The following is a 23372-nucleotide window of genomic DNA, read 5'->3' on the forward strand; positions in this document are numbered from 1 at the left end:
TCAGGCTTTTCTTACGTCACCTGGGGATACTTCAAGCGTACTACTTGGCCTTCAGGCCCGCCAGCACCTTTTCGGGCAGCGCGGGCAGCTTGGTGATGCGCACGCCGCAGGCGTTGTATATGGCGTTGATCACGGCCGCGTGCGGGCAGGTCAGGGGCAGCTCGCCCACGCCGGAAGCGCCGTGGGGACCGTGCTCGCGCGGGGTCTCCACGTAGATGAGTTCCATGTCGTCCGGGATCATGGAGGCGTAGGGGAAGCCCGCGCCCACCATGGTGGAGTGCTTCTTGATGTCCTCGAAGTCCTCGGTCAGGGCCAGGCCGATGCCCTGGGCCAGGCCGCCGTACATCTGTCCGTCCACCACCAGCTTGTTGCAGATGGTGCCGATGTCGGCCACGAGGGTCATCTTCTCCACCTCGACCTTGCCGGTGGCCACTTCCACGGCCGCCTCGCACATGAAGACGCCGTACATGTAGCAGCTGAAGGGGTTGCCCTGGCCGTTCTCGTCGCAGTGGGTGGCCGGGGCGGTCCACTTGCCGGTGTACTTGGTGGGGATCTTCTCGGCCACCATCTCGTCGTAGGTGCGGTAGGTCTTGTCGGCCTTGCGCATGGCTCCCATGAGCAGCTCGCAGCCCGCCACGATGGCCTTGCCCACCATCACCTGGGAGCGGCTGCCGCCCGCCGGGCCGGAGTTGGGGGCCATGCTGGTGTCGTTCATCACCAGCCTGATCTGGTCGGGCCTGACGCCCATGGGGCGCAGGGCCTCGTGGGCCGTGCCCAGGGTGCCCATGTCCGCGCCCTGGCCGTGGTCCTCCCAGCAGTTGAAGATGGTGATGGTGTTGTCGGGGTTCAGTTCCACGAACGCCTCGGAGGCGTCGGGGCCGTCCAGGCCCGCGCCGTACACGCCCAGCGCGATGCCCACGCCGCGCTTGACCCCGGCGGTGGAGGCCTTCTTGGCCTTGGCCAGGGCGGCCTGGTACTTGGGCCGCAGGATGTCGATCATCTCGGGCAGGCTGTAGACCTCGGGGTCCTGGCCCGTGGGGGTCTTGTCGCCCTTGCGGTAGCAGTTGGCGTAACGCAGCTCCAGGGGGTCCATGCCGAGCTTCTCGGCCAGCTCGTCCATGAGCACCTCGGAGGAGAACTCGCTCTGCGGGGAGCCGTAGGCGCGAAACGCCGAGCCCCAGGCGTGGTTGGTGCAGACCGTGCGGCCCTCGCCCCGGATACTCGGGATGTTGTAGCCCGCGCCGATGAACTGCGCGCCGCGCAGGGTGAGCAGGTCGCCGAACTCGGAGTAGGGGCCGTGGTCCACGCTCCAGTCGGACTCCATGGCCAGGAGCTTGCCGCTCTTGTCGGCGGCGTAGCGCACGTTGACGAAGAAGGGCGAGCGCTTGCCCGTGTAGGTCTGCTGCTGGTGGTAGTCGTAGCAGAGGAACACGGGCCGGCCCGTGGCCAGGGCTGCCGCGCCCACCAGGGCTTCCATGGTCGGGCTGAACTTGTAGCCGAAGGTGCCGCCCGTGGGGTTCTGGACCATGACCAGCTTGTCCGCCTCGATGCCCAGGCCCGGGGCGATCATGTACAGGTGCAGGTGCAGGCCGATGGACTTGGAGTGGATGACCAGCTTGCCCTCTTCGTTCATGTACGCGAAGCCGACGTCGGGCTCGATGGGCATGTGGGGCTGGCGTCCCACGTAGAAGTCGTCCTCCACCACCACGTCGGCCTTGTCGAAGATGGGCTTGGTGTCCGCACCCTTGGCGATCTTCTGGATGTAATAGATGTTGGGGGTGCCGGGGTGGATCTCGATGGCGTCGTCGGCCATGGCCGCCGGGGCGGACATGTAGGCGGGCAGTTCCTCCAGGTCCACCTTGACCTTGGCGGCGGCCGCCTTGGCCTGCTTCTCGGTGTCGGCGCAGACGATGGCGATGGCGTCGCCGTACTGGAAGACCTTCTCGTCGCAGAGGATCGGGCGGTCCCAGCCGTCACCCTTGTTGGTGGGGAAGGTGATCAGCCCGGTGATGCGGTTCTTGCCCTTGACGTCCTTGTGCGTGACCACGCTGTGCACGCCGGGCATCTTGAGGGCTTCCGAGGTGTCGATGCCCTTGATCTTGGCGTGGGAGACCGTGGCCTGCACCAGGGCGCAATGCAGGGTGCCCTCGGGCATCTTCGCGCCCAGGTCCGCGCCGTAGTCGCAGGTGCCCGTGACCTTGGCCTCGGCCGAGGGGCGGGGGAAGTTGGTGCCCCAGATGCGGCCGTCCTTTGGCAGCTTGAAGGCCAGGTCGGACATCTTCATCTGGCCGCGCAGCACCTTGGCCGCGTCCATGACCGCGTCCACCAGGGGCTTGTACCCGGTGCAGCGGCAGGCGTTGCGGTTCTTCTGGAACCAGTCGCGCACCTCTTCGCGCGTGGGGTCCGGGTTGGCGTCGAGCAGGGCCTTGGAGGAGACGATGAAGCCCGGCGAGCAGAAGCCGCACTGCGCGCCGCCGTGGACCATCCAGGCCAGCTGGATCGGGTGCAGGTTGCCGGGCTGGCCCAGGCCTTCGACGGTCCAGACCTCGGCGCCGTCGGGCACGCGCTTCATCTTGGTCACGCAGGAGCGCGTGAGCTTGCCGTTGACGATCACGTTGCACGCGCCGCACTGGCCCTCGCCGCAGCCGACCTTGGTGCCGGTGAGCTTGAGCTGCTTGCGCAGGACGTTGGCCAGGGTCTCGTCCTGGTCCACGACCAGGTTCTGGGTCTTGTTGTTGATGACGAGACTGCGCTTGATCATTCCCTGCCTCCTTGTCGCATCGGTTATGGTCTGTGTGTCGTCGCCCCCGCCCTGACGGCGGGGCGCGTCAGCGTCCCTTTCCGAACGGGCACGTGGGATAGCGGCACTCGGGGCAGGCCATGCACAGCCCGCCGTGGCCGAGCGCCGCGATGTCGCGCGCCTCTACTTTCTCTCCGGCCAGAAGCCTGGGGACCAGCAGGTCGAAGATGCTGGCCTTGTGGTACATCACGCACCCGGGCAGCCCGAGCACGGGAACCTCGCCGATGAAGGCCAGCATGAACATGGCCCCGGGCAGCACGGGCGCTCCGTAGCTGACCACGCGGCCCCCGGCCTCGCGGATGCTTGCCGGGGTCTGGTCGTCCGGGTCCACGGACATGCCGCCCGTGACCACGATCATCTCCGCGCCCTCGGTCAGAAGCTCCCGGATGGCCGAGACGCACATGGGGATCTCGTCGTTGACCACGATCTGGCGGAAGACCTCGCTGCCGAGCTCCTCGAACTTGCGGCGCACCACCGGGCCGAACCCGTCGCGGATGCGCCCGGAAAAGACCTCGCTGCCCGTGGTGACCATGCCCACCCTGGCGGACTTGAAGGGCTTCACCTCGATGATGGGGCCACCCGCGAGGAGCACCTCCACCCGGGTGAGCTTCTCCTCCTCGATCACCAGGGGCACCACGCGCGTCCCGGCCACCACGCGGCCCGGCTCCACGGCCTGGTTGGAGTGGGCCGTGGCGAAGACCATGTCCGGCACGGAGTTGAGGGCGGCCAGGCGCTCAACGTCCACCTTGAGGAGGCCATGGCGGGACGCCGTGAGGCTCACCTTGCCCTCGCACGGGGTCGAGAAGCTCAAGCCCTGCCCGGCGGCCAGGCGCGCCAGGCGCACGGCCGCGTCGTCCTCGTGCACGAAGCCCTGGCTCAGGTCGAAGACGAAGATGTGCTCCTTGCCCACGGTGAGGAGCTTCGGGATATCGTCGCGGGTGATCACGTGGCCCTTGCGGAAGGCCGCGCCCTTGGCCTGGCCGGGCACGATGCGGGTGATGTCGTGGCAGAGCACCGCGCCCACGGCGTCCTCCACGGGGATGGCCTTCATTCCTTTCATCATGCGCATGGGGTCGCTCCTTTGCGGAGGGCAAGGCAGGATGCCGCCGGGCGCGCCCATTGCGCCCGTGGGCGCGAGGGGCGGACTTTGGTTGTGTCTGTCGTGATATATATCACTTTTGGCATGTTTGTGGGCATGGCTTTGCTTTGTCTTGAAGTCAAGAAAATTAAAATCAGACTGTGACGGTGTTTATTGCGTGGAAACGGGGAAAGGCAGATTCACAAGCCCGTCCGGGAGCGCCAGATGAGGGGAATGACGACGCGGTATCCGCGACGATGCGGATCGAGTTCTGGCGAAATGCAGTCATGGTCATGGCGTCTCGCGTACGGATACCTCTTGGGATCAATCCGGCTGGCATTATGCTAACTTTAACATGATTGCCGTATCAGTTTGTCCGAGCAAAGAGCACGCCAAAAAATCAAATCGTGACATTCCAGCGTGATACGTGCTGGGCGGGCGGGAAACACCGGTCAGGACAGACAAAAACACCCAATCACGGCCGCGCTGGCCGGGGCGCGGCCCCCCAAGGAGCGGGAGAGGGCGCGTGGATGCTCGGCTTGGCGGGGTGTGAAAAAAGGAGCCACGCGCCCCGGGATTTGGGTCAAAAGGAAACGGCGCTGTTCGACTCCTGCCGTCGCCCTCCCGGCCAGCCTCGCGGCGCCGAGGAAGGGGCATTTTGCCACACGGGCCGCTTCCGCTAGGTCATTATGCCACACTCGCGGCTATCAGCTTAAAATCACGATTTTATTTTTAATTGGGTCGGTTTCCGGAGGGCTCGCGGACGCGGGCCGGGCCGGGCCGGGAAGACATTTTGCGACCGGCAGGGGACGCGCGGATGTCCGCGCTTTTTCAATATATTAAAATTATTGATGAAAATCGTTGGCCTGATTGTTGCCTAGGGGAATGGCGAAAGGTTCAAGACTTCAGTCCACAACCCCAACCCCAAGGAGATGGACATCATGGCTGTGATCGAACAGGTTTACGGTTTCTTCATTCCCAGCGTCACCCTGATCGGCATTGGCGCCTCCAAGGCCATTCCCGAGAAAATCAAGGCCCTGGGCGGTTCCAAGCCCCTCATCGTCACCGACAAGGGCATCGTGAAGGCCGGCATCTGCAAGCAGATCACCGACCTGCTCGACGCGGCCAAGATGTCCTACGTGGTCTACGACGACACCATCCCCAACCCCACCGACGACAACGTGCACAAGGGCGTCGAGGTCTACCAGAAGAACAAGTGCGACAGCCTGATCACCCTGGGCGGCGGCTCCTCGCACGACTGCGGCAAGGGCGTGGGCCTCGTGGTGGCCAACGGCGGCAAGATCCACGACTTCGAGGGCGTGGACAAGTCCACCAAGCCCATGCCCCCCTACCTGGCCGTGAACACCACCGCGGGCACCGCCTCCGAGATGACCCGCTTCTGCATCATCACCGACACCAGCCGCAAGGTGAAGATGGCCATCGTTGACTGGCGCGTGACCCCGAACATAGCCATCGACGACCCCATCCTCATGGTCGGCATGCCCCCGGCGCTCACCGCCGCCACCGGCATGGACGCCCTGACCCACGCCGTGGAAGCCTACGTGTCCACCATCGCCAACCCCATGACCGACGCCTGCGCCGAAAAGGCCATCGAGCTGGTCTTCAAGTACCTGCGCAAGGCCGTGGCCAACGGAAGCGACCTGGAAGCCCGCGAGGCCATGTGCTTCGCCCAGTACCTGGCCGGCATGGCCTTCAACAACGCGAGCCTGGGCCACGTGCACGCCATGGCCCACCAGCTGGGCGGCTTCTACGACCTGCCCCACGGCGAGTGCAACGCCATCCTCCTGCCCCACGTGGAGAAGTTCAACCTCATCGCCAAGGTGGAGCGCTTCTCCAAGATGGCCGAGCTCATGGGCGAGAACATCTCCGGCCTGTCGCCGCGCGCCGCCGCCGAACTGGCCCTCTCCGCCATCCGCCAGCTCTCCTCCGACGTGGGCATCCCCGCCGGCCTGGTGGAGCTCGGCAAGCGCTACGGCAAGGACGTGAAGGCCGAGGACATCGGCACCATGACCAAGAACGCCCAGAAGGACGCCTGCGGCCTCACCAACCCCCGCTGCCCCACCGACAAGGACGTCGCCGCCATCTACACCGCGGCCCTCTAGCATCCGCCCTCAATTCCGGACGCGCCGGGGAGGACCGCCCCTCCCCGGCCGGCCGGGCAAACAGCCCAAGGCCCGGGAAGCGCACCATGGACGTCATCGATCTGAACGCGAGCCGCGACGCGGCCTTCATCGCCGAGGTCCAGGCCGAGAGCGGCCAGAACGTGGACCTGTGCTACCAGTGCGGCAACTGCACCGCCGGATGCCCCTACACCTTCGCCTACGACATCCCCGTGAGCAGGATCATGCGCCTGGTCCAGGCAGGCCAGCGCGAGGCCGTGCTCTCCTGCCGGTCGCTGTGGCTGTGCGCCACGTGCGAGTCCTGCACCACGCGCTGCCCCAACGGCATCGACGTGGCCAGGGTCGTGGACGTGCTGCGCCACATGGCCAGGCGCGCGGGCAAGGCCCCGGAGCGGGCAGTGAAGGTGTTCTGGGACGATTTCCTCGGCTCGGTGCGCAGGCACGGCCGGGTCTTCGAGGCCGGGCTCCTGGCCTCCTACGTGGCCCGCACCGGACGGGTCTGGACCGACGTCGACCTGGCCCCGCGCATCCTGCCCAAGGGCAAGCTGTCGCTTAGGCCCCACCCCATCAAGGGAGTCCAGGAGATGGAAAAGATTTTCAGGCGCTTCGAGGAGCAGGGGGGGCGGCTGTGAGCACGCTCTCCTATGCCTACTATCCCGGCTGCTCCGGGCTCGGCACCTCCGTGGAGTACGACCGCTCCACGCGCGCGGTGTGCGCGGCCCTGGGCGTTCAGCTTGCCGACGTGCCGGACTGGAGCTGCTGCGGCTCCACCCCGGCGCACACCGTGGACCACGCGCTGTCGGCTGCCCTGTCCGCGCGCAACCTGGCCAGGGTGGAGTCCATGGGCCACGGCGTGGTGGCCACGCCCTGCCCGAGCTGCCTGACCAACCTGCGCACGGCCGAGCACCGCATGCGCGACGCGGCCTTCAGGGCCAGGGTGAACGCCCTGCTGGATACGCCCTGCGAGGGCAGGGTCCAGGCCAAGTCCGTGCTCCAGATACTTCTGGAGGACGTGGGCGCGGACGCCATTGCCAGGGCCACGCGCAAGCCCCTGCGCGGGGTCAAGCTCGCGCCGTACTACGGCTGCATCATGAACCGCCCGCCCGAGCTCATGGACTTCGACGACCACGAGAACCCCACGGCCATGGACAAGATCATGCGGGCCATGGGCGCGGAGGTCGTGCCGTTCCCGCTCAAGGTGGAGTGCTGCGGGGCCTCGTTCGGGGTGCCGCGCAGGGACGTGGTGGCCGAGCTCTCCGGCAGGCTTTTGCGCATGGCCAGGGCCCTGGGCGCGGACGCGCTCGTCACGGCCTGCCCGCTGTGCCAGATGAACCTGGACCTGCGCCAGGACCAGGCCGCGCGGGCGCACCACACGTCCTTCGGGATGCCGGTGTTTTATTTCACCCAGCTCATGGGCCTGGCCCTGGGCCTGCCCGAGTCCTCGCTCGGGTTCGACAAGATCTGCGTGAGCCCGGCGCGCGTGCTCTGCGCCGTGGCCGCGGCCAACGTGCAGGCGGCCCACGCCGGGGCATCGGGGGTCAAGGCATGAAGATAGGCGTCTTCGTCTGCCACTGCGGCAGCAACATCGAGGGCACGGTGGACACCGCCTCCGTGGCCCGCGCGGCCATGGAGTTCCCCGAGGTGGTCCACGCCGAGGACGTGATGTACTCCTGCTCGGAGCCCGGGCAGGAGGGCATCATCCAGGCGGTGCGCGACAAGGGCCTGGACGGCGTGGTGGTGGCCTCGTGCAGCCCGCGCATGCACGAGCCCACGTTCCGCCGCGCCGTGGAGCGCGCCGGGCTCAACCGCTACATGCTGGAGATGGCCAACATCCGTGAGCACGTCTCCTGGATCGGCAAGGACCGCGTGGCCAACACCAACAAGGCCACGGACCTGGTGCGCATCGCGGTGGAGAAGCTTCGGCGCGACAGGCCGCTCACGGCGAAACGTTTCGACATCACGCGGCGGGTGATGGTCATCGGCGGCGGCGTGGCGGGCATCCAGGCGGCGCTGGACTGCGCCGACGGCGGCATGGAGGTGGTCCTCGTGGAGAGGACCTCCTCCATCGGCGGCAAGATGGCCAAGCTCGACAAGACCTTCCCCACCGTGGACTGCTCCAGCTGCATCCTGGGTCCCAGGATGGTGGACGTGGCCCAGCACCCGAACATCACGCTGTACGCCTACGCGGAGGTGGAGGAAGTCTCGGGCTACGTGGGCAACTTCGACGTGAAGGTGCGCAGGAAGGCCTCCTACGTGGACTGGTCCAAGTGCACGGGCTGCGGGGCCTGCATGGAGAAGTGCCCGAGCAAGAAGTCCCTGGACCGCTTCAACGAGGGCCTTGGCGGGGCCCCGGCCATCAACATCCCGTTCCCGCAGGCCATCCCCAAGAAGGCCGTGATCGACCGCGAGTTCTGCCGCCAGTTCGTCAAGGGCAAGTGCGGCGTGTGCGCCAAGGTCTGCCCCACGGGGGCGATCAACTACCAGATGGAGGACGAGGTGGTGGCCGAGAAGGTGGGGGCCATCGTGGCCGCCACGGGCTTCGACCTCTTCGACCACACGAAATACGGCCAGTACGGGGCCGGGCGCTACCCGGACGTGATCACCTCGCTCCAGTACGAGCGCCTGCTCTCGGCTTCCGGACCGACCGGCGGGCACGTGAAGCGCCCCTCCGACGGCCGCGAACCCAGGACCGTGGTCTTCGTGCAGTGCGTGGGCTCGCGCGACAAGTCCGTGAACAGGCCGTACTGCTCGGGCTTCTGCTGCATGTACACGGCCAAGCAGGCCATCCTGACCAGGGACCACATCCCGGATTCGCAGTCCTACGTGTTCTACATGGACATCCGCTCCCCCGGGAAGATGTACGACGAGTTCACCCGCCGGGCCATGGAGGAGTACGGGGCCAGGTACGTGCGCGGCCGCGTGTCCATGATCTATCCCAAGGGCGACAAGCTCCTGGTGCGCGGGGCGGACACGCTCTTGGGCACGCAGGTGGAGGTGGAGGCGGACCTGGTGGTGCTGGCGGCCGGGGCCGAGGCGGCCAAGGGCTCGCCGGAGCTCGCCGAGAAGCTTCGCATCTCCTACGACGCCTACGGCTACTTCATGGAGGGCCACCCCAAGCTGAAACCCGTGGAGACCAACACGGCGGGCGTGTACCTGGCCGGGTGCGCCCAGGGCCCCAAGGACATCCCGTCCTCCGTGGCCCAGGGCAGCGCGGCCGCGGCAAAGGTGCTCGGGCTTTTCTCCAAGGAGAAGCTCGAGAGCGACCCCCAGATATCCCACGTGAACATCTCCCGCTGCGTGGGCTGCGCCAAGTGCGAGTCCACCTGCCCGTTCGGGGCCATCCACATGATCGACGTGCGTGGCCAGGTCAAGGCCGAGGTGATCGAGACGGTCTGCCAGGGCTGCGGCATCTGCGCCGTGACCTGCCCGCAGGGCGCGGTGCAACTCGAGCACTTCACGGACAACCAGATTCTCGCGGAGGTGGAGGCCTTATGCCGGTTCTAGCAGGCAGGGAGCTGCGCATCATCGGGTTTCTTTGCAACTGGTGCTCCTACGGCGGGGCGGACACGGCGGGCGTGGGCCGCTTCACCCAGCCCACGGACCTGCGCATCGTGCGCGTGCCCTGCTCGGGGCGCATCGACCCGTTGTTCATCGTCAAGGCGCTCCTGGGCGGGGCGGACGGGGTGCTCGTCTCGGGCTGCCACCCGCGCGACTGCCACTACGCCGAGGGCAACTTCTACGCGCGCCGCCGCCTGGAAGTCCTGAAACGCACGCTGCCCATCCTGGGCATTGAGCCGGGGCGCTTCGAGTACACCTGGGTCTCGGCCTCTGAGGGCCAGCGTTGGCAGCATGTGGTGACCACCTTCACGGAGCAGGTGCACGCCCTGGGGCCGTCGCCGGTACGCGCCGCGTTCGCGGGCAAGGGAGGCGAAAGTGCAGCCGCTTGACGAGATCAAGGAGAAGATCCGCGAGGCCCTGCCCGGGCTGGACTGCGTGATCGGCTGGGAGCGCGGCTGGAGCCCGGCCTCGTCCACGCCGCTCTTCATGCGCGGCGAAAAGGACGTGGACAGGCTCGTCTGGGGCGCGTTCAACGTGCACAACCCGGCCACCTACCTGACCGGGTTCAAGGGCAAGAAGGTCGGCGTGCTGCTCAAGGGCTGCGACAGCCGCTCCGTGGTGCAACTGCTGCAAGAAAAGCTCGTAGCCCGAGAGGACTTGGTGATCTTCGGCCTGCCCTGCGAGGGCGTGGTGGACCACTCCAAGATCGCGGCCAGGGTGGGCGGGCTCGACCGGGTGAGCGCGGCCTCGCGGGAGGGCGCGAACGTGAGCCTGACCACGCCGGACGGCGTGACGCTGATCCCCTGGGAGGAAGCCAAGGCCGACAAGTGCCTGAACTGCCAGTTCCCCAACGCCCTGGTCTTCGACCACTTCGCGGGCGACCCCCTGGCCCCGGCCATGGGCCGCGACGCGGCGGCCGAGCAGTTGGGCGAACTGGAGGCCATGGCCCCGGGCGAGCTCTTCGCCTACTGGGCCAGGGTCATGGAGCGCTGCATCCGCTGCTACGCCTGCCGCAACGCCTGCCCCATGTGCGTCTGCCGCGACCACTGCATCGCCCAGACCCGAGACCCGCACTGGCTGACCCAGGAAGACACTGCCAAGGAAAAGCTCATGTTCCAGATGATCCACGCCATGCACCTGGCCGGGCGCTGCACCGAGTGCGGCGAGTGCCAGCGCGCCTGCCCCGTGGGCATCCCCATCCTGGCGCTCAAGCGAAAGACCGCCCAGGTGGTGAAGGAACTCTTCGACTACCAGGCCGGGGTCGATCCCCAGGCCGTGCCTCCGCTCTTCACCTTCCAGGTGGAGGAGGCCAGAATAAACGAACGGGGGTGGTGATGGGCTCCACGAGGTTTCTGCCGGACACGTCCCTGACCGCCTGGCTGGACGAGTTGGCCGAGGGGCGCCGCCTGGTGGCCCCGGTGCGCAAGGACGGAGTGGTGGTCTTCGTCGACTACGCCCCCGGGGCGCGGGTGGAGATGGCCAGGGACGCGGTCACCGCGCCCAAGGACCCGGTGTTCCCGGCCTGCGAGGAGATCCTCAGGTTTTCGCGCGCCAAGGACCCCGAGGACCCCTCCAGGACGAACCTGAGCGTCGTCGAGACCCTGCCCGAAGGCCAGACCGTGGTCTTCGGGGCCAGGCCCTGCGGCGCGCGCGGCTTCACCGTGTACGACAGGGTCTACGACACCGACGCGGTGCGCGACCCCTGCTACGCGGCCAGGCGCGCGTCCACGGCCTTCGTCACCCTGGCCTGCGAGGAGGCCGGAAGCGCCTGCTTCTGCCACTGGGTGGGCTCCGGCCCGGCCGACCCCAGGGGCTCGGACGTGCTGCTCACCCCGGTCAAGGGCGGCTGGGTGGCCGAGGCCGTCACGGAAAAGGGCGAGGCCCTGCTTGGCTCGCCGCATCTGAAGGACGCGGCCAAGTACGAGGGCGAGGCCCGGGCCACGCGCGAGAAGGCCCTCGAAACCCTGGGCCACGCCCCGGACGTGGCGCCCAGCCGCGAGAGCCTGCTGGCGGTCTTCGACGACATGGATTTCTGGACCCGAATGTCGGCCAAGTGCGTAAGCTGCGGGGCCTGCACGTACCTCTGCCCCACGTGCTACTGCTTCAACATCACGGACGAATCGACCGGGCTCGAGGGCAGGCGCATCCGCACCTGGGACAACTGCATGTCCTTTCAGTTCACGCTGGAGGCCAGCGGCCACAACCCCAGGCCCACCAAGGCCCACAGGCTGAAAAACCGCGTGGGCCACAAGTTCAGCTACTACCCCGGGCTGCACGGCGGAGCCGTGGCCTGCTGCGGCTGCGGGCGCTGCATCAGGAGCTGCCCGGCAGGGGTGGACATCCGCGAGATCGTGCTCGCGGCCATCGAGCGCGCCCACGGCAAGACCCAGGAGCAAGCGTCATGACTGGAGTGCCCAATCCCCTTCTGCCCGAGATGGCCACCATCGTGGAGACCGTGCAGGAGACCGCCAACATCAAGACCTTCCGCGTGCGCCTGGACGCCCCGGGGCGCATGGATTCCTTCAGCTTCCAACCCGGCCAGGTGGGCCAACTCTCCGTGTTCGGCGTGGGCGAGTCCACCTTCGTGATCAACTCCCCGCCCACGCGCATGGAGTACCTCCAGTTCAGCGTGATGCGCGCGGGCGAGGTGACCACGGCCCTGCACGGCCTGCGGCCGGGCGACAAGGTGGGCGTGCGCGCCCCCCTGGGAAATCACTTCCCTTGGGAAGACATGAAGGGCAAGGACGTGGTATTCGTTGGCGGAGGCATAGGCATGGCCCCCTTGCGCACGCTTCTGCTCTTCATGCTGGACAACCGCGCGGACTACGGCAGGATCACCCTGCTCTACGGCGCGCGCAGCCCGCAGGACATGGCCTTCTCGGCCGAATTGCCCGAGTGGCTCGGCCGGGACGACCTGGACACCGTTCTGACCATCGACCGCGAGGCCGAAGGGTGGGAGCACCGCGTTGGGCTCATCCCCAACGTGCTGCGCGAGATGGCCCCGAAGGCGGACAACTGCGTGGCCGTCACCTGCGGCCCGCCGATCATGATCAAGTTCACGCTGGAGGCCCTGACGGCGCTGGGCTTCGGCGACGAGCAGATCGTGACCACCCTGGAGAAGCGCATGAAGTGCGGCGTGGGCCTGTGCGGGCGGTGCAACATCGGCGAGAGCTACGTCTGCGTGGACGGCCCGGTGTTCACCCGCGCCCAGCTCAAGGGGCTTCCCAACGAACTGTAACGAACCGCAAAGGACAGGAAAAATGGCTGAATTCTTCAGCGCCGCCGACGTGATCGGCGCAGCCGTGGAGATGGAGAAGCGCGGTCAGGTGGTGTACCGCAGGATGGCCTCGGTGAGCCCGGACGCGCAGGTGAAGCGCTTCTTCGAGGGGCTGGCCGCCGAGGAGGCCAGGCACGAGCAGCTCTTCTCGGCCATGGCCGCCCGCGTGGGCAAGGCCGAGCTGCCCGCGTGGAGCACCATGGAGGAGTACGGCGACTACCTCTCGGCCCTGCTCGACTCCCACGCGCTTTTTTCGCCCAAGCAGGCGGGCGCGCTCATGGACGCGGCGGGCTCGCTGGAGGACGCCGTGCACGCGGCCATGAAGCTCGAGAAGGACTCCATGCTCTTCTTCCAGGAGATGCTCCAGCTCGTGCCCGGCTCCGAGCACCCGCACATCTGGGAGTGCATCGAGGAGGAGCGCCGGCACCTCAGGCAACTGGCCGCGCTGCTCAAGGGGTAGGCTTTTCGCCCGCCCATGCGGCGGCCCGGGAGGAAGCATGTTTCTCGAAGAATTCGCCCTCGACGCGGCAGGCGTCTTCGAGCCGCCTCCGGTCAACCCGAACCGCGCCCCGGCGCTGCCCTCCCCGGGGTCGCTCCTGGGCGCGGACGGCGCGCTCTTTCTGGCCTGTGACCTCTTTCCCGCCCTGCACGTGCGTCAGGCCGCCAGGGCGCACCGCGCTCCCTTGAACGTGCTGCCCGGCCAGGCCGGCGCGCGCTACTCCGGCGACGTGCTGGACCAGTTCGACCTGGACGTGTTCCTGGGCTGCGTGCTCCGGGAGCTCAGGCGCGGCCGCCCGGGGCGGCAACTCATGCGCGAGTTTCTGCTCGGCATCGGGCGCAAGGCCACGCCGTCCTACGTCGTGCGTTTGGAGGCGAGCCTCTTCAGGCTGGCCTCGGCCAGGATCGAGATCGAGGACCAGCGCTTCGGCTGTTGCCTGCAGCTGCTCGAATCCGTGCTCGTGGACAGGGGCCTCGGAGTCTGCCGGGTGAAGGTCTCGGGCGAGGCCTTGGCCGCGCTGCGCGAGGTGGAGGGCCTGAATGCCCTGGCCCTGCTGCGCTTCGGCCTGGGGCAACGGCCTCTGACCAAGTGGCTGGCCGGGCTTCTCTGCGTGCTGGGCACCGAGGCCTGCCTCCTGGACCTGGACAGGCTACGCCTTCTTTGCGGCAGATGCGCCACCGACCCGGCCGTGTTCGCCGGACAGGCCCTTCCGGCCTTGAGCACCCTGGCCGACCTGGGGTATATCGCTTCCTTCCGCCAGCGCCAGGACGGCCGCGTCGTGGTTTTGCGCCATCCGGGCAGGCGCGCGGCGGGGCAGTGCCAGATGGTGCGCTAAGGGGCCAGCATGAACGCCACGAAGTTCGCGATTCCCGAGATCATCTTCGGCCGGGGGGCCATCGTCCACGCGGCCCAGTGCGCCAGGCGCCTGGGCGCGAAAAGGGTGCTCCTGGTCAGCGACGAGGGCCTTGAGCGCTCGGGCTGGGTGGAGCGCCTGACCGCCATCCTGGAGGCCGACCGCCTGGAGTGGGTCTACTACGGCGACGTCAACTCCAACCCGCGCGACCACCAGGTGCACACCGGGGCGGAGCTCTACCTGGACGCCAAGGCCGACGTGATCATAGCCATCGGCGGGGGCAGCCCCATCGACGCGGCCAAGGGCATCGCCATCGTGGCGGGCAACGGCGGGCTCATCGCGGACTACGAGGGCGCGAACCGCGTGGAGCGGCCCCTGCCGCCCATGATCTTCCTGCCCACCACGGCGGGCAGCGGCTCGGACATCTCGCAGTTCTGCATCATCACGGACGTTTCGCGCCAGCTCAAGATGTCGATCATCAGCCGCTCGCTCGTGCCCAACATCTCCATCATCGACCCGCTCATCCTGCTGACCAAGAGCCAGGAACTGATCATCGCCTCGGCCATCGACGCCTTCGCCCACGCCGTGGAGTCCTACGTGTCGCGCATCGCCTCGCCGTTCACCGAACTCCAGGCCCTGCGCGCCATCGAGCTGATCCTCAGGCACTTCAACGCCGCCGTGGAGGAGCGCTCGATCGACGCCCTGGAGCAGCTCTCCATAGCGAGCACGGCCGCGGGCATGTCCTTCAGCAACGCGGGCCTCGGGGCCGGGCACGCCCTGGCGCATTCGCTGGGCGGCATGTTCGACATCCTGCACGGGCTGGTGCACCCCATCCTGCTGCCCGAGGTGATGCGCTTCAACGCGCCCTCCTGCCCGGAGAAGATGGGGGCCATCGGCAGGCTGATCCTCAGGCGCGAGGGCCTCACGGACGAGGCGGCCGCCGAGGAGGGCATCGAGGGGCTGCGCGGGTACTTCGCCAAGCTCGGCGTGCCCGTGCGCCTGCGCGACATCCTCCCGGACCGCTCGCCCCTGGGCAAGCTGGCCGGAGCGGCCGTGGGCGACGCCTGCAACCTGACCAACCCGCGCCAGGCCGACGCGCAGAGCCTTCTGTCCATCTGCGAGGCTGCATGGTGAGTTCCCGCCAGACCTCGGTCGAAGACCTGATCGGCATCGAGCACTGCAAGCTGGGCTTCTACCAGGAGCTGCGCCAGAAGCTGGAGGAACTCCAGGACGCCAACCTCGAGTCCGAGCGCAGCCGCCGCGAGATCGCGGCCATCCTGGACGGCATCACGGACATCATGATGGTCCTCTCCGAGGACCTGTGCATCATCTCCGTGAACCACGTCTTCCGCGAGGCCATGGGCATCGAGGACCCCGAGGGCCGCTACTGCTACGAGATCTTCCGCAACGAGACCCACCCCTGCCCGGAGTGCCCGGCGCACCGCTCCTTCGTCACCGGCGGCATCTGCCGCGAGACGGCCATCTTCAAGGTGGGCAGCAAGAACCGCCAGTTCGAGATGGTGGCCTCGCCCATCCGCGACCCGGACAAGAACGAGCGGCGCATCCTGATCTTCAAGCGCGACGTGACCATGGAGAAGGAGTACCAGGCCAAGTTCTACCAGGCCGAGAAGATGGCCACCGTGGGCATGCTGGCCGCGGGCGTGGCCCACGAGGTGAACAACCCCCTGGCCTCCATCTCCGGCTTCGCCGAGGGCATCCAGCGCCGCGTCTCGCGCATGCAGTTGCAGCCGGGGCCCGATCTGGACGACATCAACGACTACGTGCAGACCATCCTCCAGGAGTGCACGCGCTGCCGCGACATCGTGCGCACGCTTTTGACCTTCAGCAGGCCCACCTCCGCCGGCTATTCCCCGGTGAACCTGAACGCCGTGGTGGAGGACACGCTCAAGCTTTTGCGCAGCCACCTGAAGCAGAAGGACCTGCGCATCAAGCTCGTGACCGACCTGGCCGAGGACCTGCCGCACATCCGGGGCGACGAACCGCAGCTCAAGCAGGTGCTGCTCAACCTGCTGATCAACGCCCTGGACGCCGTGGACCAGACCGGGCGCGGCGCGGGCTCCATCTCCATCCGCACCTACCCCGAGGCGGACGAGGGCGTGGGCCTGGTGGTCTCGGACACGGGCTGCGGCATCCCCAAGGAGCACCAGGACAAGCTCTTCGAGCCCTTCTTCACCACCAAGCCGGTGGGCAAGGGCATCGGCATCGGGCTGTCCACGTGCTACACCATCGTCAAGGAGCACTGCGGCGAAATCCTGGTGTTCAGCGAGCCCGGAAAGGGGTCGCGCTTCATCGTCAGGCTCCCCTCCAACCAGGACCAGAATCGTGACTAGCGCCTATACCGTTCTCGTGGTCGACGACGAGCAGTCCCTGACCAAGCTTTTCAAGAAGGAACTCTCCACGCCCACGCGGGTGGTGCACACGGCCTCGTCCGGCCGCCAGGCCAGGGACCTCTGCCGCAAGACCCAGTACGACGTGGTGGTGCTGGATTTGCGCCTGCCAGACGCCAACGGCCTGGACCTTTTGGTGGAGATGCGCGGGCGCATCCCGGACGTGGAGGTGATCATGATCACCGGCCACGGCAACATCGACAGCGCCGTGGAGGCCATGAAGCACGGCGCCTACGACTACATCACCAAGCCCTTCAAGCTCGACGAGGTGGAGATCGTCATCGAGCGGGCCTGGCAGCGGGTCTGCCTGGGGCGCGAGAACCGCAGCCTCAAGCACTCGCAGATGAACGTGAAGCCGCCCAGGCTCATCGGCGTGTCCCAGGCCATCAAGGAGATCCGCTACCTGGTGGACAAGGTGGCCCCCACCGAGGTGCCCGTGCTCATCACCGGCGACTCCGGCGTGGGCAAGGACGTGGTGGCCCACGCCATCCACTCGGCCAGCGGGCGCGCGGACAAGCCGCTGATCATAAAGAACTGCGCCACACTGCAAAAGGAGCTGGCGCGCAGCGAGCTCTTCGGCCACTGCCGGGGCGCGTTCACCGGGGCCACCGACGACCAGGAAGGCCTGATGACCTTCGCGCACCACGGCACGCTCTTCCTGGACGAGATCGGCGAGCTGCCGCTCGAGGTGCAGGGCTCCATGCTCAGGGTGCTGGAGAGCAAGAGCTACCGCCGCGTGGGCGAGAAGGATGAACGCCACACGGACATCCGCCTGCTGTTCGCCACCAACCGCAACCTCCAGACAGAGGTGGAGGAGGGACGCTTCCACGAGGCGCTCCTGCACCGCATCAACGTCTTCAACATCCACATCCCCACCCTGGCCGAGCGCAAGGAGGACATCCCGCTCCTGGTGGAGTACTTCCTGGGCCGCCTGGGCGCGGGCCAGGCCGCCTGCACGGTGACGGAAGGGGCCATGCGCTGCCTGATGGGCTATTCCTGGCCGGGCAACGTGCGCGAGCTGCGCAACGTGATCGAGCGGGGCATGATCCTGGCCGAGAACCGGCTGATCACGGAGCGGGCGCTGCCGCGCGAGCTTCTGGACAAGGGGGAGGACCAGCAGGGCACGCTCTCGCTGGAGGCCGTGGAGCGCGCGCACATCAAGCGCGTGCTCCAGCACCACGGCGGCAACCGCTCGCTGGCGGCCCAGTCGCTGGGCATCAGCCGCAAGACCCTCTACAGGAAGATTCTGGAGTATTCGCTGGAGTGATGCGCCCGAACGGGCGTCGAGGCCTCTAGCCCTCTTCGTCCAGGAAGGGCTTCACGTCCAGAAGCGGCGAGCCGTCCAGCATGTCCACCCCGGCGAACTCGATCACCGGGCCGTCCACGCGGATCACGTCCACCAAAGTCGCGCCCATGCGCGAGGGCCGCTTGGGCGAGCGCGTGGCGAACACGCCCTTGACGATCCCGTCGTGGCGCGCGCGTGTGACGAGCTCCACGTCATCCTCCCCAATCCCGTGGAAGGCGAAGAACAGCCAGACCTTGCCGCATCCTGCCACGCCGTCCAGCCCGGCGGCGTACTCGGGCTTGAGTTCGGCGCGGCCGGTCAAATCCTTGCGCATGCTTGCCTGGCGGGGCAGGTCCTCGCGGTGGGTGACGGGCGTGCGGATCACGCCGATCACGGGCAGGCTCACGTTCTCCACGTCATCCTTCTAGGGCAGGGCCAGCTGCGCCGCGGCCTGGGCCAGGGAGAAGAGCGGGGCCGGGAAGATTCCGGCGGCCAGCAGCGCCACGGCCAGCACCCCGCCGAGCAGCGGGCGCGAGGCCGGGGCCGGGTCGATCGCCCCCTGGGCGAACTCGGCGGGTTCGGCCGTGTAGGCGTGGCGCACCATGTTCAGATAATAGTAGATGGCGATGGCCGTGTTCAGAACGGCCACGATCACCAGCCAGTCGTGGCCCTTGCCCCACAGCGAGGCCAGCAAAAAGAACTTGCCCGTGAACCCGGCCGTGGGCGGCAGGCCCACCAGCGAGAACGCGGCGGCCAGGAGCACGAAGGCCAGGCCCGGCGAGCGCTTGTACAGGCCGTTCAGGCTCTCGAGCGTCAGGTTGGAGCCGTCGGGCGACAAGCGGCAGATCACGAAGAAGGCCGCCAGGTTCATGAGCAGGTAACACACGCCGTAGAAGGCGGCCGAGGCCAGGCCCTCGGGGCCGCCCGCCACCAGGCCCATGGTGGCGTACCCGGCGTGGGACACGGCCGAGTAGCCCAGCAGGCGCTTCAGGTCCTTCTGCACCAGGGCCGAGAGGTTGCCCACGGTCATGGAGAACGCGGCCAGCACGGCGAGCACCGTGCCGGTCTGGGCGCTCAGGCCCGCCTCGCCCACCAGGCGCACCAGCACGGCCACCGCGCCAAGCTTGGGCAGGGTGGAGACGAACGCGGCGGCCTCGTTGCCCACGCCCTGGTACACGTCCGGGGCCCAGAAGTGGAACGGGAACAGCGCCAGCTTGAACAAGAACCCGCACAGGTAGAGGCTGAGGCCCAGCACGGCCAGCGGGGCCTGGGCCATGCTCCAGGGCTTGGAGGCGAGCTCGGCCAGCATGGTGCTGTGCTGCGAGGCCATGATCAAGGATAGGCCATAGAGCGAGAGCGCCGAGACCATGGCTCCGTAGAGGATGTACTTCACGGCGGCCTCGGCCGCGCCCCGGCTCTCGGCGCGCAGCGGGACCACGGCGTAGAGGCTCAGGGAGGCCAGCTCCAGCGAGAGGTACATGGTGGTCAGCTCGGCGGCGGAGGAGAGGAGCATGAGCCCGAAGGCCGAGACGGCCAGGAGCATGAAGTAGTCCGGCCTCTTCTCCTTGGCCACCTGCGCCGGGGCCGGGGCCATGGCGCAGACAACCGCGAAGCCAGTCGCCACGGCCAGCTTGAAGAGTTGCGAGAGGGCGTCCACGCGGTAGCATCCCGCGAAGGCCTCGCCGCGCGCGCCCATGCTGGAGGCCGCCACCAGCGCCGCGAGCGCGGCCAGCGGGACCATCTTTCCCTTGAGCCAGGCCAGGGACTCGAAACCGAGCGTCTCCAGGAAGAAGGCCAGGACCACAAGGGCCATGGCGATCTCGGGCAGGAAAAGCGTGGCGCTCATGTCAGTTCACCTCCGCCACGATGGGGCTTGCAGGCCTGGGCGCTGGCGGCGCGGCCTGGGTGGTCAGGCGCTCGGCGGCCTGGGGCTTGTTCACTCCGGCCAGCAGGCGCGCAAGCGACGGCTCGATGGTCCTGAGCGCCAGCCCCGGGGCGAACCCGAGGTAGAGCACCAGCGCGGCCAGGGGAATGAGCGTGGCCCACTCGCGCCTGTTCAGGTCCGCCCAGTTTTTCGCCGTGGAGGGCGCTCCCCAGGCCATCGTCCGGGTGGCGCGCAGCATGTAGGCGGCGGCCAGCATGGCCCCGGGGATTGAGAGGAACGCGGCCCAGAGGTTCGCGGAGAAGGCCCCGGTGAGCACCAGGAGTTCGCCCACGAAGCTGTTGGTTCCGGGGAAGGCCAGCGACGACATGGCGAAAAGCCCCCACATGCCCATGAACGCGGGCAGGTACTTGCCCATGCCCTGATGGTCGGCCATCTCGCGGCTGTGGCTGCGCTCGTAGGCCAGGCCGAGCATGATGAAGAGCGCGCCCGTGGTGATGCCGTGGTTGAGCATCTGCAAGAGCGCCCCGGCCAGTCCCTGGATGTTGAACATGAAGATGCCCAAGGTCACGAAGCCCATGTGTCCCACCGAGGAGTAGGCCACCATGCGCTTGAGGTCGGTCTGGCCCAGGGCCGTGAGCCCGCCGTAGAGGATGGAGATCACCGAGAGCGCGATCATCATGGGCGCGAAGAACTGGCTGGCCTCGGGCGTGAGCCCCAGGCAGAAGCGCATGAAGCCGTAGGTGCCCATCTTGAGGAGCACGGCCGCCAGGATCACGCTCCCCGCGCTGGGGGCCTGCACGTGCGCGGCGGGGAGCCAGGTGTGGAAGGGGAACATGGGCACCTTGATGGCGAACGCCAGGGCCATGGCCAGGAACGTCCAGCGCTGGAAGGACTCCGAGAACCCTTGGCCCATGAGCTCCGGGATGGAGAAGCTGCCGCCCACCGCGCGGAAGGCGATGATGGCCACCAGAAGAAGCGTGCTGCCAGCCAAAGTGTAGAGGAAGAACTTGAGGGCCGCGTAGCGCCGCTCGGGGCCGCCCCACACCGCGATGAGCAGGAACATGGGGACCAGCATGGCCTCCCAGAAGATGTAGAAGAGCACGAAGTCGAGCGCGGAGAACACCCCCACGCACGCGGCCGTCATCACCAGCAGGCAGATGTGGAACTCCTTGATGCGCGCCTTGATGTACGTCCAGGAGCAGAGCACGCACAGGGGCAGGAGCGCCACCGAGAGCATGACCATGAAGAGGCTCAGCCCGTCCAGGCCCAGGTGGTAGTGGAGGCCCCACTGGGGCACCCAGGCGCGAAGCTCCGTGAACTGGAACCCGGGCAGGGCCGGGTCGAACCCGTAGAGCGGGATGCTCAGGAGCAGTTCGGCCAGGCCCACGGCCAGGGTGAAGCCCCGCACGGCCAGGTCGCCGCGCAGGAAGGGAACGATCACGGCCGCCACGAGCGGCAGGATCATGAGCGCGGAGAGGATGGGGAATCCGCCGGAGGAAGTCATGCGTTCTCCTGGTTGATCGCTGTGATGGGCCGGGTCACGTTCGCTCGCGCCCTCACGAGAAAAGCCACACAGCCGCGAACACGGCCGCCGCGATGGCCGCCGACGCGGTCAGGTAGGCTTGGAGCCTGCCGGTCTGGGCCGATGCGGCCGCGCGCCCGGCGTGGGCCGTCAGGTGGGCCGCCCCGTCCACCACGGTGTCGATGCCCTTGCGGTCGAACACGGCCGAGGCCTGGGCCTGGACCATGAGCCCGCGCAGGCCCTGGGTGCGGTAGACCTCGCTCCAGACTCCGTCCACCCAGGCCAGAGGGGTGGAGACGATTCTGAAGAAGATCCTGCCGAGCATGGCGAAGAACATGTCGAAGTCCGCCAGGCGTCCCGGCACCGGGGCCACCCACTTGCGGCCGAGCATGTAGGCCAGGCCCGCGAAGCCCGTGAGCGTGAGCGACTGGAGCACCGTGAAGCCCGAGTAGAAGTGGAAGTCGCTCTTGAAGGGCAGGATGGACTGGACAACCCCCGGGGCCGCGCCGATGCCCAGGCAGAGCGCGGCGGCGGCCACCATGGCGGCCTTGCGGTTTACGCTCACGGGCTCGAGCGTTTCAGGCCCCTTGCGTTCGCCGAAGAAGAGCAGCCAGGGCAGCCTGATCCCGACGCCCACGATGGCGGCCAGGGCCCCGAGCTCCAGGACGACGCCCAGCCACTTCGCGTGCTCGAAGGCGGCGGAGATGGTCATGGACTTGGTGGTGAAGCCCGAGAACAGCGGCAGCCCGGACGTGCTCGCGGCGGCGGCCATGTAGCAGGCGGCCACCAGGGGCAGGCGCGCCCCGATCCCGCCGACCAGGTCCATGCGCGTGGTCCCCGCGCTGGTGAGCACCGCGCCCACGGTCATGAACATGAGCCCCTTGTAGACCACGTGGGCCACGGCGTGGGCGCAGGCCCCGTTGATGGCCAGCTCGCTGCCGATGCCCACGCCGGCCACCATGAAGCCCACCTGCGCGATGGTCTGGTAGGCCAGCGACCGGCGCGCGTCGTGCTCCACGATGGCGTAGAGCCCGGCGTAGAGGGTCATGGCCGCGCCCAGCATGGTCAGCACCTCGAGGCCCGGGAAGGCCCGGGCCAGCACGTACACGCTGGTCTTGGTGGTGAAGGCGCAAAGGTACACCGCGCCCATGGCCGAGGCCTCGGGGTAGGCGTCGGAGAGCCAGGCGTGCAGGGGCACCACGGCGGCGTTCACCGCGAAACCGCCCAGGATCAGCCAATCGTAGTAGTGCAGGCTGGCCACGTCCATCTGGCCGAAGGCGAAGCTGCCCGTGGCCTTGGCCCGAAGGATCAGGCCGAAGAGCAGGAGCACCCCGCCGAAGATGTGGAAGAGAAAGTAGCGGTACCCGGCGGCGATGGCCGACGGCGAGCGCCTGAGCCAGATGAGCAGCGTGGAGCCGAGCGTGGTCACTTCCCAGAAGATGAAGAGCGTCACGTAGTCCCCGGCGAAGAGGCAGCCGAAGGCCCCGCCCGCGTGCAGCGCGGCGGCGGCCGGTTCCCCCGGGGTCCTGGCGTCCAGCGAATACACGCCCGCCAGCACCGACTGCATCGCGAACACCCACACGAACACCAGGCAGAGCTTGTCCACCCGGCCCGTCGAGAGATGCATGCCCATCCACTCGAACGATCCGAGTTCCAGGGGGCCCGCCTGCACGGCCACGGTCAGCGAGGCGGCCAGGCCCAGGGTCAGCGCGGGAGGCACGAGCGTGAGCCAGCGCCAGCCCTTGAAGCGCTCCAGGAAGGGCAGCGCGGCGGCCACGACGATGAACGCGAGCGCCGGATTGAAGAAGAAGCCCGCATCAGCGCTCATTGGAGTCCTCCTCCGGGAAGCGGGTCAGGGGTCCGAGCCCGAGCCCGCCCAGGGCGATCAGGGCCAGGCCCGCCGCCAGGCCGAAGGCGGCCCAGAACCCGAACGCGCTCTCGGCCCCGAAGTGCGGATGGTCCGGCCGGATGAACAGGTTCGCGGCCAGGAGCGCGGCCAGGGCGGCCAGGAATATGCGCGCGGCTGTGGATTTCAGCATGGCTTGGTCCTGAAGGAGGTTGCGGTT

At 67.9% G+C, this 23372-nt stretch carries 20 protein-coding genes; 13 read left to right on the top strand and 7 right to left on the bottom strand.

Going from position 1 to position 23372, the window contains the following annotated elements; all coding sequences use genetic code 11:
• Window positions 1-40: 40 nt before the first annotated feature.
• Window positions 41-2761 carry a molybdopterin-dependent aldehyde oxidoreductase gene (locus tag ACZ5V4_RS14185; RefSeq protein WP_464315515.1) on the bottom strand — a complete coding sequence of 907 codons (2721 nt, stop codon included), beginning with the start codon at window positions 2759-2761 and terminating at the stop codon, window positions 41-43.
• A 67-nt stretch (window positions 2762-2828) separates the two neighbouring features.
• Window positions 2829-3851 (bottom strand): molybdopterin-binding protein, encoded by a 1023-nt coding sequence (locus ACZ5V4_RS14190; RefSeq protein ID WP_464317837.1) that lies wholly within the window; start codon window positions 3849-3851, stop codon window positions 2829-2831.
• A gap of 968 nt (window positions 3852-4819) precedes the next feature.
• Between ACZ5V4_RS14190 and ACZ5V4_RS14195 the strand changes: the two genes are divergently transcribed.
• The 13 genes from ACZ5V4_RS14195 (at window position 4820) to ACZ5V4_RS14255 (ending at window position 17881) form a co-directional block, all read left to right on the top strand.
• Window positions 4820-6001, top strand: coding sequence for an iron-containing alcohol dehydrogenase (locus ACZ5V4_RS14195; RefSeq protein ID WP_464315516.1), 1182 nt, complete (start codon window positions 4820-4822; stop codon window positions 5999-6001).
• Between the two features lie 86 nt (window positions 6002-6087).
• Entirely contained in the window at window positions 6088-6651 is a 564-nt protein-coding gene (locus ACZ5V4_RS14200; RefSeq protein WP_464315517.1) for a 4Fe-4S dicluster domain-containing protein, read from the top strand.
• The gene (locus ACZ5V4_RS14205) at window positions 6648-7568 is read left to right on the top strand and encodes a CoB--CoM heterodisulfide reductase iron-sulfur subunit B family protein (RefSeq protein ID WP_464315518.1); all 921 of its coding nucleotides are present in this window, start codon (window positions 6648-6650) and stop codon (window positions 7566-7568) included. Before ACZ5V4_RS14200 ends, ACZ5V4_RS14205 begins: the two co-directional genes overlap by 4 nt.
• A complete protein-coding gene (locus ACZ5V4_RS14210) occupies window positions 7565-9523 on the top strand; it encodes a 4Fe-4S binding protein (protein WP_464315519.1) in 1959 nt (652 codons plus the stop codon). The genes ACZ5V4_RS14205 and ACZ5V4_RS14210 overlap by 4 nt, the downstream gene beginning before the upstream one ends.
• On the top strand, window positions 9511-9966 hold the full coding sequence (locus ACZ5V4_RS14215) for a hydrogenase iron-sulfur subunit (protein WP_464315520.1): 456 nt from the start codon (window positions 9511-9513) through the stop codon (window positions 9964-9966). The genes ACZ5V4_RS14210 and ACZ5V4_RS14215 overlap by 13 nt, the downstream gene beginning before the upstream one ends.
• The gene (locus tag ACZ5V4_RS14220; protein ID WP_464315521.1) at window positions 9953-10912 is read left to right on the top strand and encodes a 4Fe-4S dicluster domain-containing protein; all 960 of its coding nucleotides are present in this window, start codon (window positions 9953-9955) and stop codon (window positions 10910-10912) included. Before ACZ5V4_RS14215 ends, ACZ5V4_RS14220 begins: the two co-directional genes overlap by 14 nt.
• Window positions 10912-11982, top strand: coding sequence for a 4Fe-4S dicluster domain-containing protein (locus ACZ5V4_RS14225; RefSeq protein ID WP_464315522.1), 1071 nt, complete (start codon window positions 10912-10914; stop codon window positions 11980-11982). Before ACZ5V4_RS14220 ends, ACZ5V4_RS14225 begins: the two co-directional genes overlap by 1 nt.
• Entirely contained in the window at window positions 11979-12815 is an 837-nt protein-coding gene (locus ACZ5V4_RS14230) for an FAD/NAD(P)-binding protein (RefSeq protein WP_464315523.1), read from the top strand. Before ACZ5V4_RS14225 ends, ACZ5V4_RS14230 begins: the two co-directional genes overlap by 4 nt.
• Before the next feature lie 22 nt (window positions 12816-12837).
• The gene (locus ACZ5V4_RS14235; RefSeq protein WP_464315524.1) at window positions 12838-13314 is read left to right on the top strand and encodes a ferritin-like domain-containing protein; all 477 of its coding nucleotides are present in this window, start codon (window positions 12838-12840) and stop codon (window positions 13312-13314) included.
• A gap of 37 nt (window positions 13315-13351) precedes the next feature.
• Entirely contained in the window at window positions 13352-14188 is an 837-nt protein-coding gene (locus ACZ5V4_RS14240; protein WP_464315525.1) for a hypothetical protein, read from the top strand.
• A 9-nt stretch (window positions 14189-14197) separates the two neighbouring features.
• Entirely contained in the window at window positions 14198-15340 is a 1143-nt protein-coding gene (locus ACZ5V4_RS14245) for an iron-containing alcohol dehydrogenase (protein ID WP_464315526.1), read from the top strand.
• The gene (locus ACZ5V4_RS14250; RefSeq protein ID WP_464315527.1) at window positions 15334-16557 is read left to right on the top strand and encodes a PAS domain-containing sensor histidine kinase; all 1224 of its coding nucleotides are present in this window, start codon (window positions 15334-15336) and stop codon (window positions 16555-16557) included. Before ACZ5V4_RS14245 ends, ACZ5V4_RS14250 begins: the two co-directional genes overlap by 7 nt.
• Entirely contained in the window at window positions 16550-17881 is a 1332-nt protein-coding gene (locus ACZ5V4_RS14255) for a sigma-54-dependent transcriptional regulator (RefSeq protein WP_464315528.1), read from the top strand. The genes ACZ5V4_RS14250 and ACZ5V4_RS14255 overlap by 8 nt, the downstream gene beginning before the upstream one ends.
• A gap of 25 nt (window positions 17882-17906) precedes the next feature.
• Here ACZ5V4_RS14255 and tsaA read toward each other — a convergent pair whose 3' ends face one another.
• From tsaA to ACZ5V4_RS14280, 5 genes are read right to left on the bottom strand one after another with little or no spacing between them, the layout of a single operon-like run.
• Complete coding sequence (tsaA, locus tag ACZ5V4_RS14260; RefSeq protein WP_464315529.1) at window positions 17907-18314, bottom strand: tRNA (N6-threonylcarbamoyladenosine(37)-N6)-methyltransferase TrmO; 408 nt, start codon at window positions 18312-18314, stop codon at window positions 17907-17909.
• Window positions 18315-18323: 9 nt separating this feature from the next.
• Window positions 18324-19745, bottom strand: coding sequence for an NADH-quinone oxidoreductase subunit N (locus ACZ5V4_RS14265; RefSeq protein ID WP_464315530.1), 1422 nt, complete (start codon window positions 19743-19745; stop codon window positions 18324-18326).
• 1 nt (window position 19746) lies between these two features.
• Window positions 19747-21288 carry a complex I subunit 4 family protein gene (locus ACZ5V4_RS14270; RefSeq protein ID WP_464315531.1) on the bottom strand — a complete coding sequence of 514 codons (1542 nt, stop codon included), beginning with the start codon at window positions 21286-21288 and terminating at the stop codon, window positions 19747-19749.
• Window positions 21289-21340: 52 nt separating this feature from the next.
• Window positions 21341-23134: a proton-conducting transporter transmembrane domain-containing protein gene (locus ACZ5V4_RS14275; RefSeq protein ID WP_464315532.1), complete on the bottom strand. Its 1794-nt coding sequence runs from the start codon at window positions 23132-23134 to the stop codon at window positions 21341-21343.
• Window positions 23124-23345, bottom strand: coding sequence for a hypothetical protein (locus ACZ5V4_RS14280; protein ID WP_464315533.1), 222 nt, complete (start codon window positions 23343-23345; stop codon window positions 23124-23126). The genes ACZ5V4_RS14275 and ACZ5V4_RS14280 overlap by 11 nt, the downstream gene beginning before the upstream one ends.
• Window positions 23346-23372 lie beyond the last annotated feature (27 nt).

Source organism: Fundidesulfovibrio sp. YSD1, assembly GCF_055397115.1.

Coding starts and splice junctions, on each gene's coding strand:
- ACZ5V4_RS14185 (WP_464315515.1), bottom strand. CDS start 2,761: ATGATCAAGCGCAGTCTCGTCATCAACAACAAGACCCAGAACCTGGTC.
- ACZ5V4_RS14190 (WP_464317837.1), bottom strand. CDS start 3,851: ATGAAGGCCATCCCCGTGGAGGACGCCGTGGGCGCGGTGCTCTGCCAC.
- ACZ5V4_RS14195 (WP_464315516.1), top strand. CDS start 4,820: ATGGCTGTGATCGAACAGGTTTACGGTTTCTTCATTCCCAGCGTCACC.
- ACZ5V4_RS14200 (WP_464315517.1), top strand. CDS start 6,088: ATGGACGTCATCGATCTGAACGCGAGCCGCGACGCGGCCTTCATCGCC.
- ACZ5V4_RS14210 (WP_464315519.1), top strand. CDS start 7,565: ATGAAGATAGGCGTCTTCGTCTGCCACTGCGGCAGCAACATCGAGGGC.
- ACZ5V4_RS14215 (WP_464315520.1), top strand. CDS start 9,511: ATGCCGGTTCTAGCAGGCAGGGAGCTGCGCATCATCGGGTTTCTTTGC.
- ACZ5V4_RS14225 (WP_464315522.1), top strand. CDS start 10,912: ATGGGCTCCACGAGGTTTCTGCCGGACACGTCCCTGACCGCCTGGCTG.
- ACZ5V4_RS14230 (WP_464315523.1), top strand. CDS start 11,979: ATGACTGGAGTGCCCAATCCCCTTCTGCCCGAGATGGCCACCATCGTG.
- ACZ5V4_RS14235 (WP_464315524.1), top strand. CDS start 12,838: ATGGCTGAATTCTTCAGCGCCGCCGACGTGATCGGCGCAGCCGTGGAG.
- ACZ5V4_RS14240 (WP_464315525.1), top strand. CDS start 13,352: ATGTTTCTCGAAGAATTCGCCCTCGACGCGGCAGGCGTCTTCGAGCCG.
- ACZ5V4_RS14245 (WP_464315526.1), top strand. CDS start 14,198: ATGAACGCCACGAAGTTCGCGATTCCCGAGATCATCTTCGGCCGGGGG.
- ACZ5V4_RS14250 (WP_464315527.1), top strand. CDS start 15,334: ATGGTGAGTTCCCGCCAGACCTCGGTCGAAGACCTGATCGGCATCGAG.
- ACZ5V4_RS14265 (WP_464315530.1), bottom strand. CDS start 19,745: ATGAGCGCCACGCTTTTCCTGCCCGAGATCGCCATGGCCCTTGTGGTC.
- ACZ5V4_RS14270 (WP_464315531.1), bottom strand. CDS start 21,288: ATGACTTCCTCCGGCGGATTCCCCATCCTCTCCGCGCTCATGATCCTG.
- ACZ5V4_RS14275 (WP_464315532.1), bottom strand. CDS start 23,134: ATGAGCGCTGATGCGGGCTTCTTCTTCAATCCGGCGCTCGCGTTCATC.
- ACZ5V4_RS14280 (WP_464315533.1), bottom strand. CDS start 23,345: ATGCTGAAATCCACAGCCGCGCGCATATTCCTGGCCGCCCTGGCCGCG.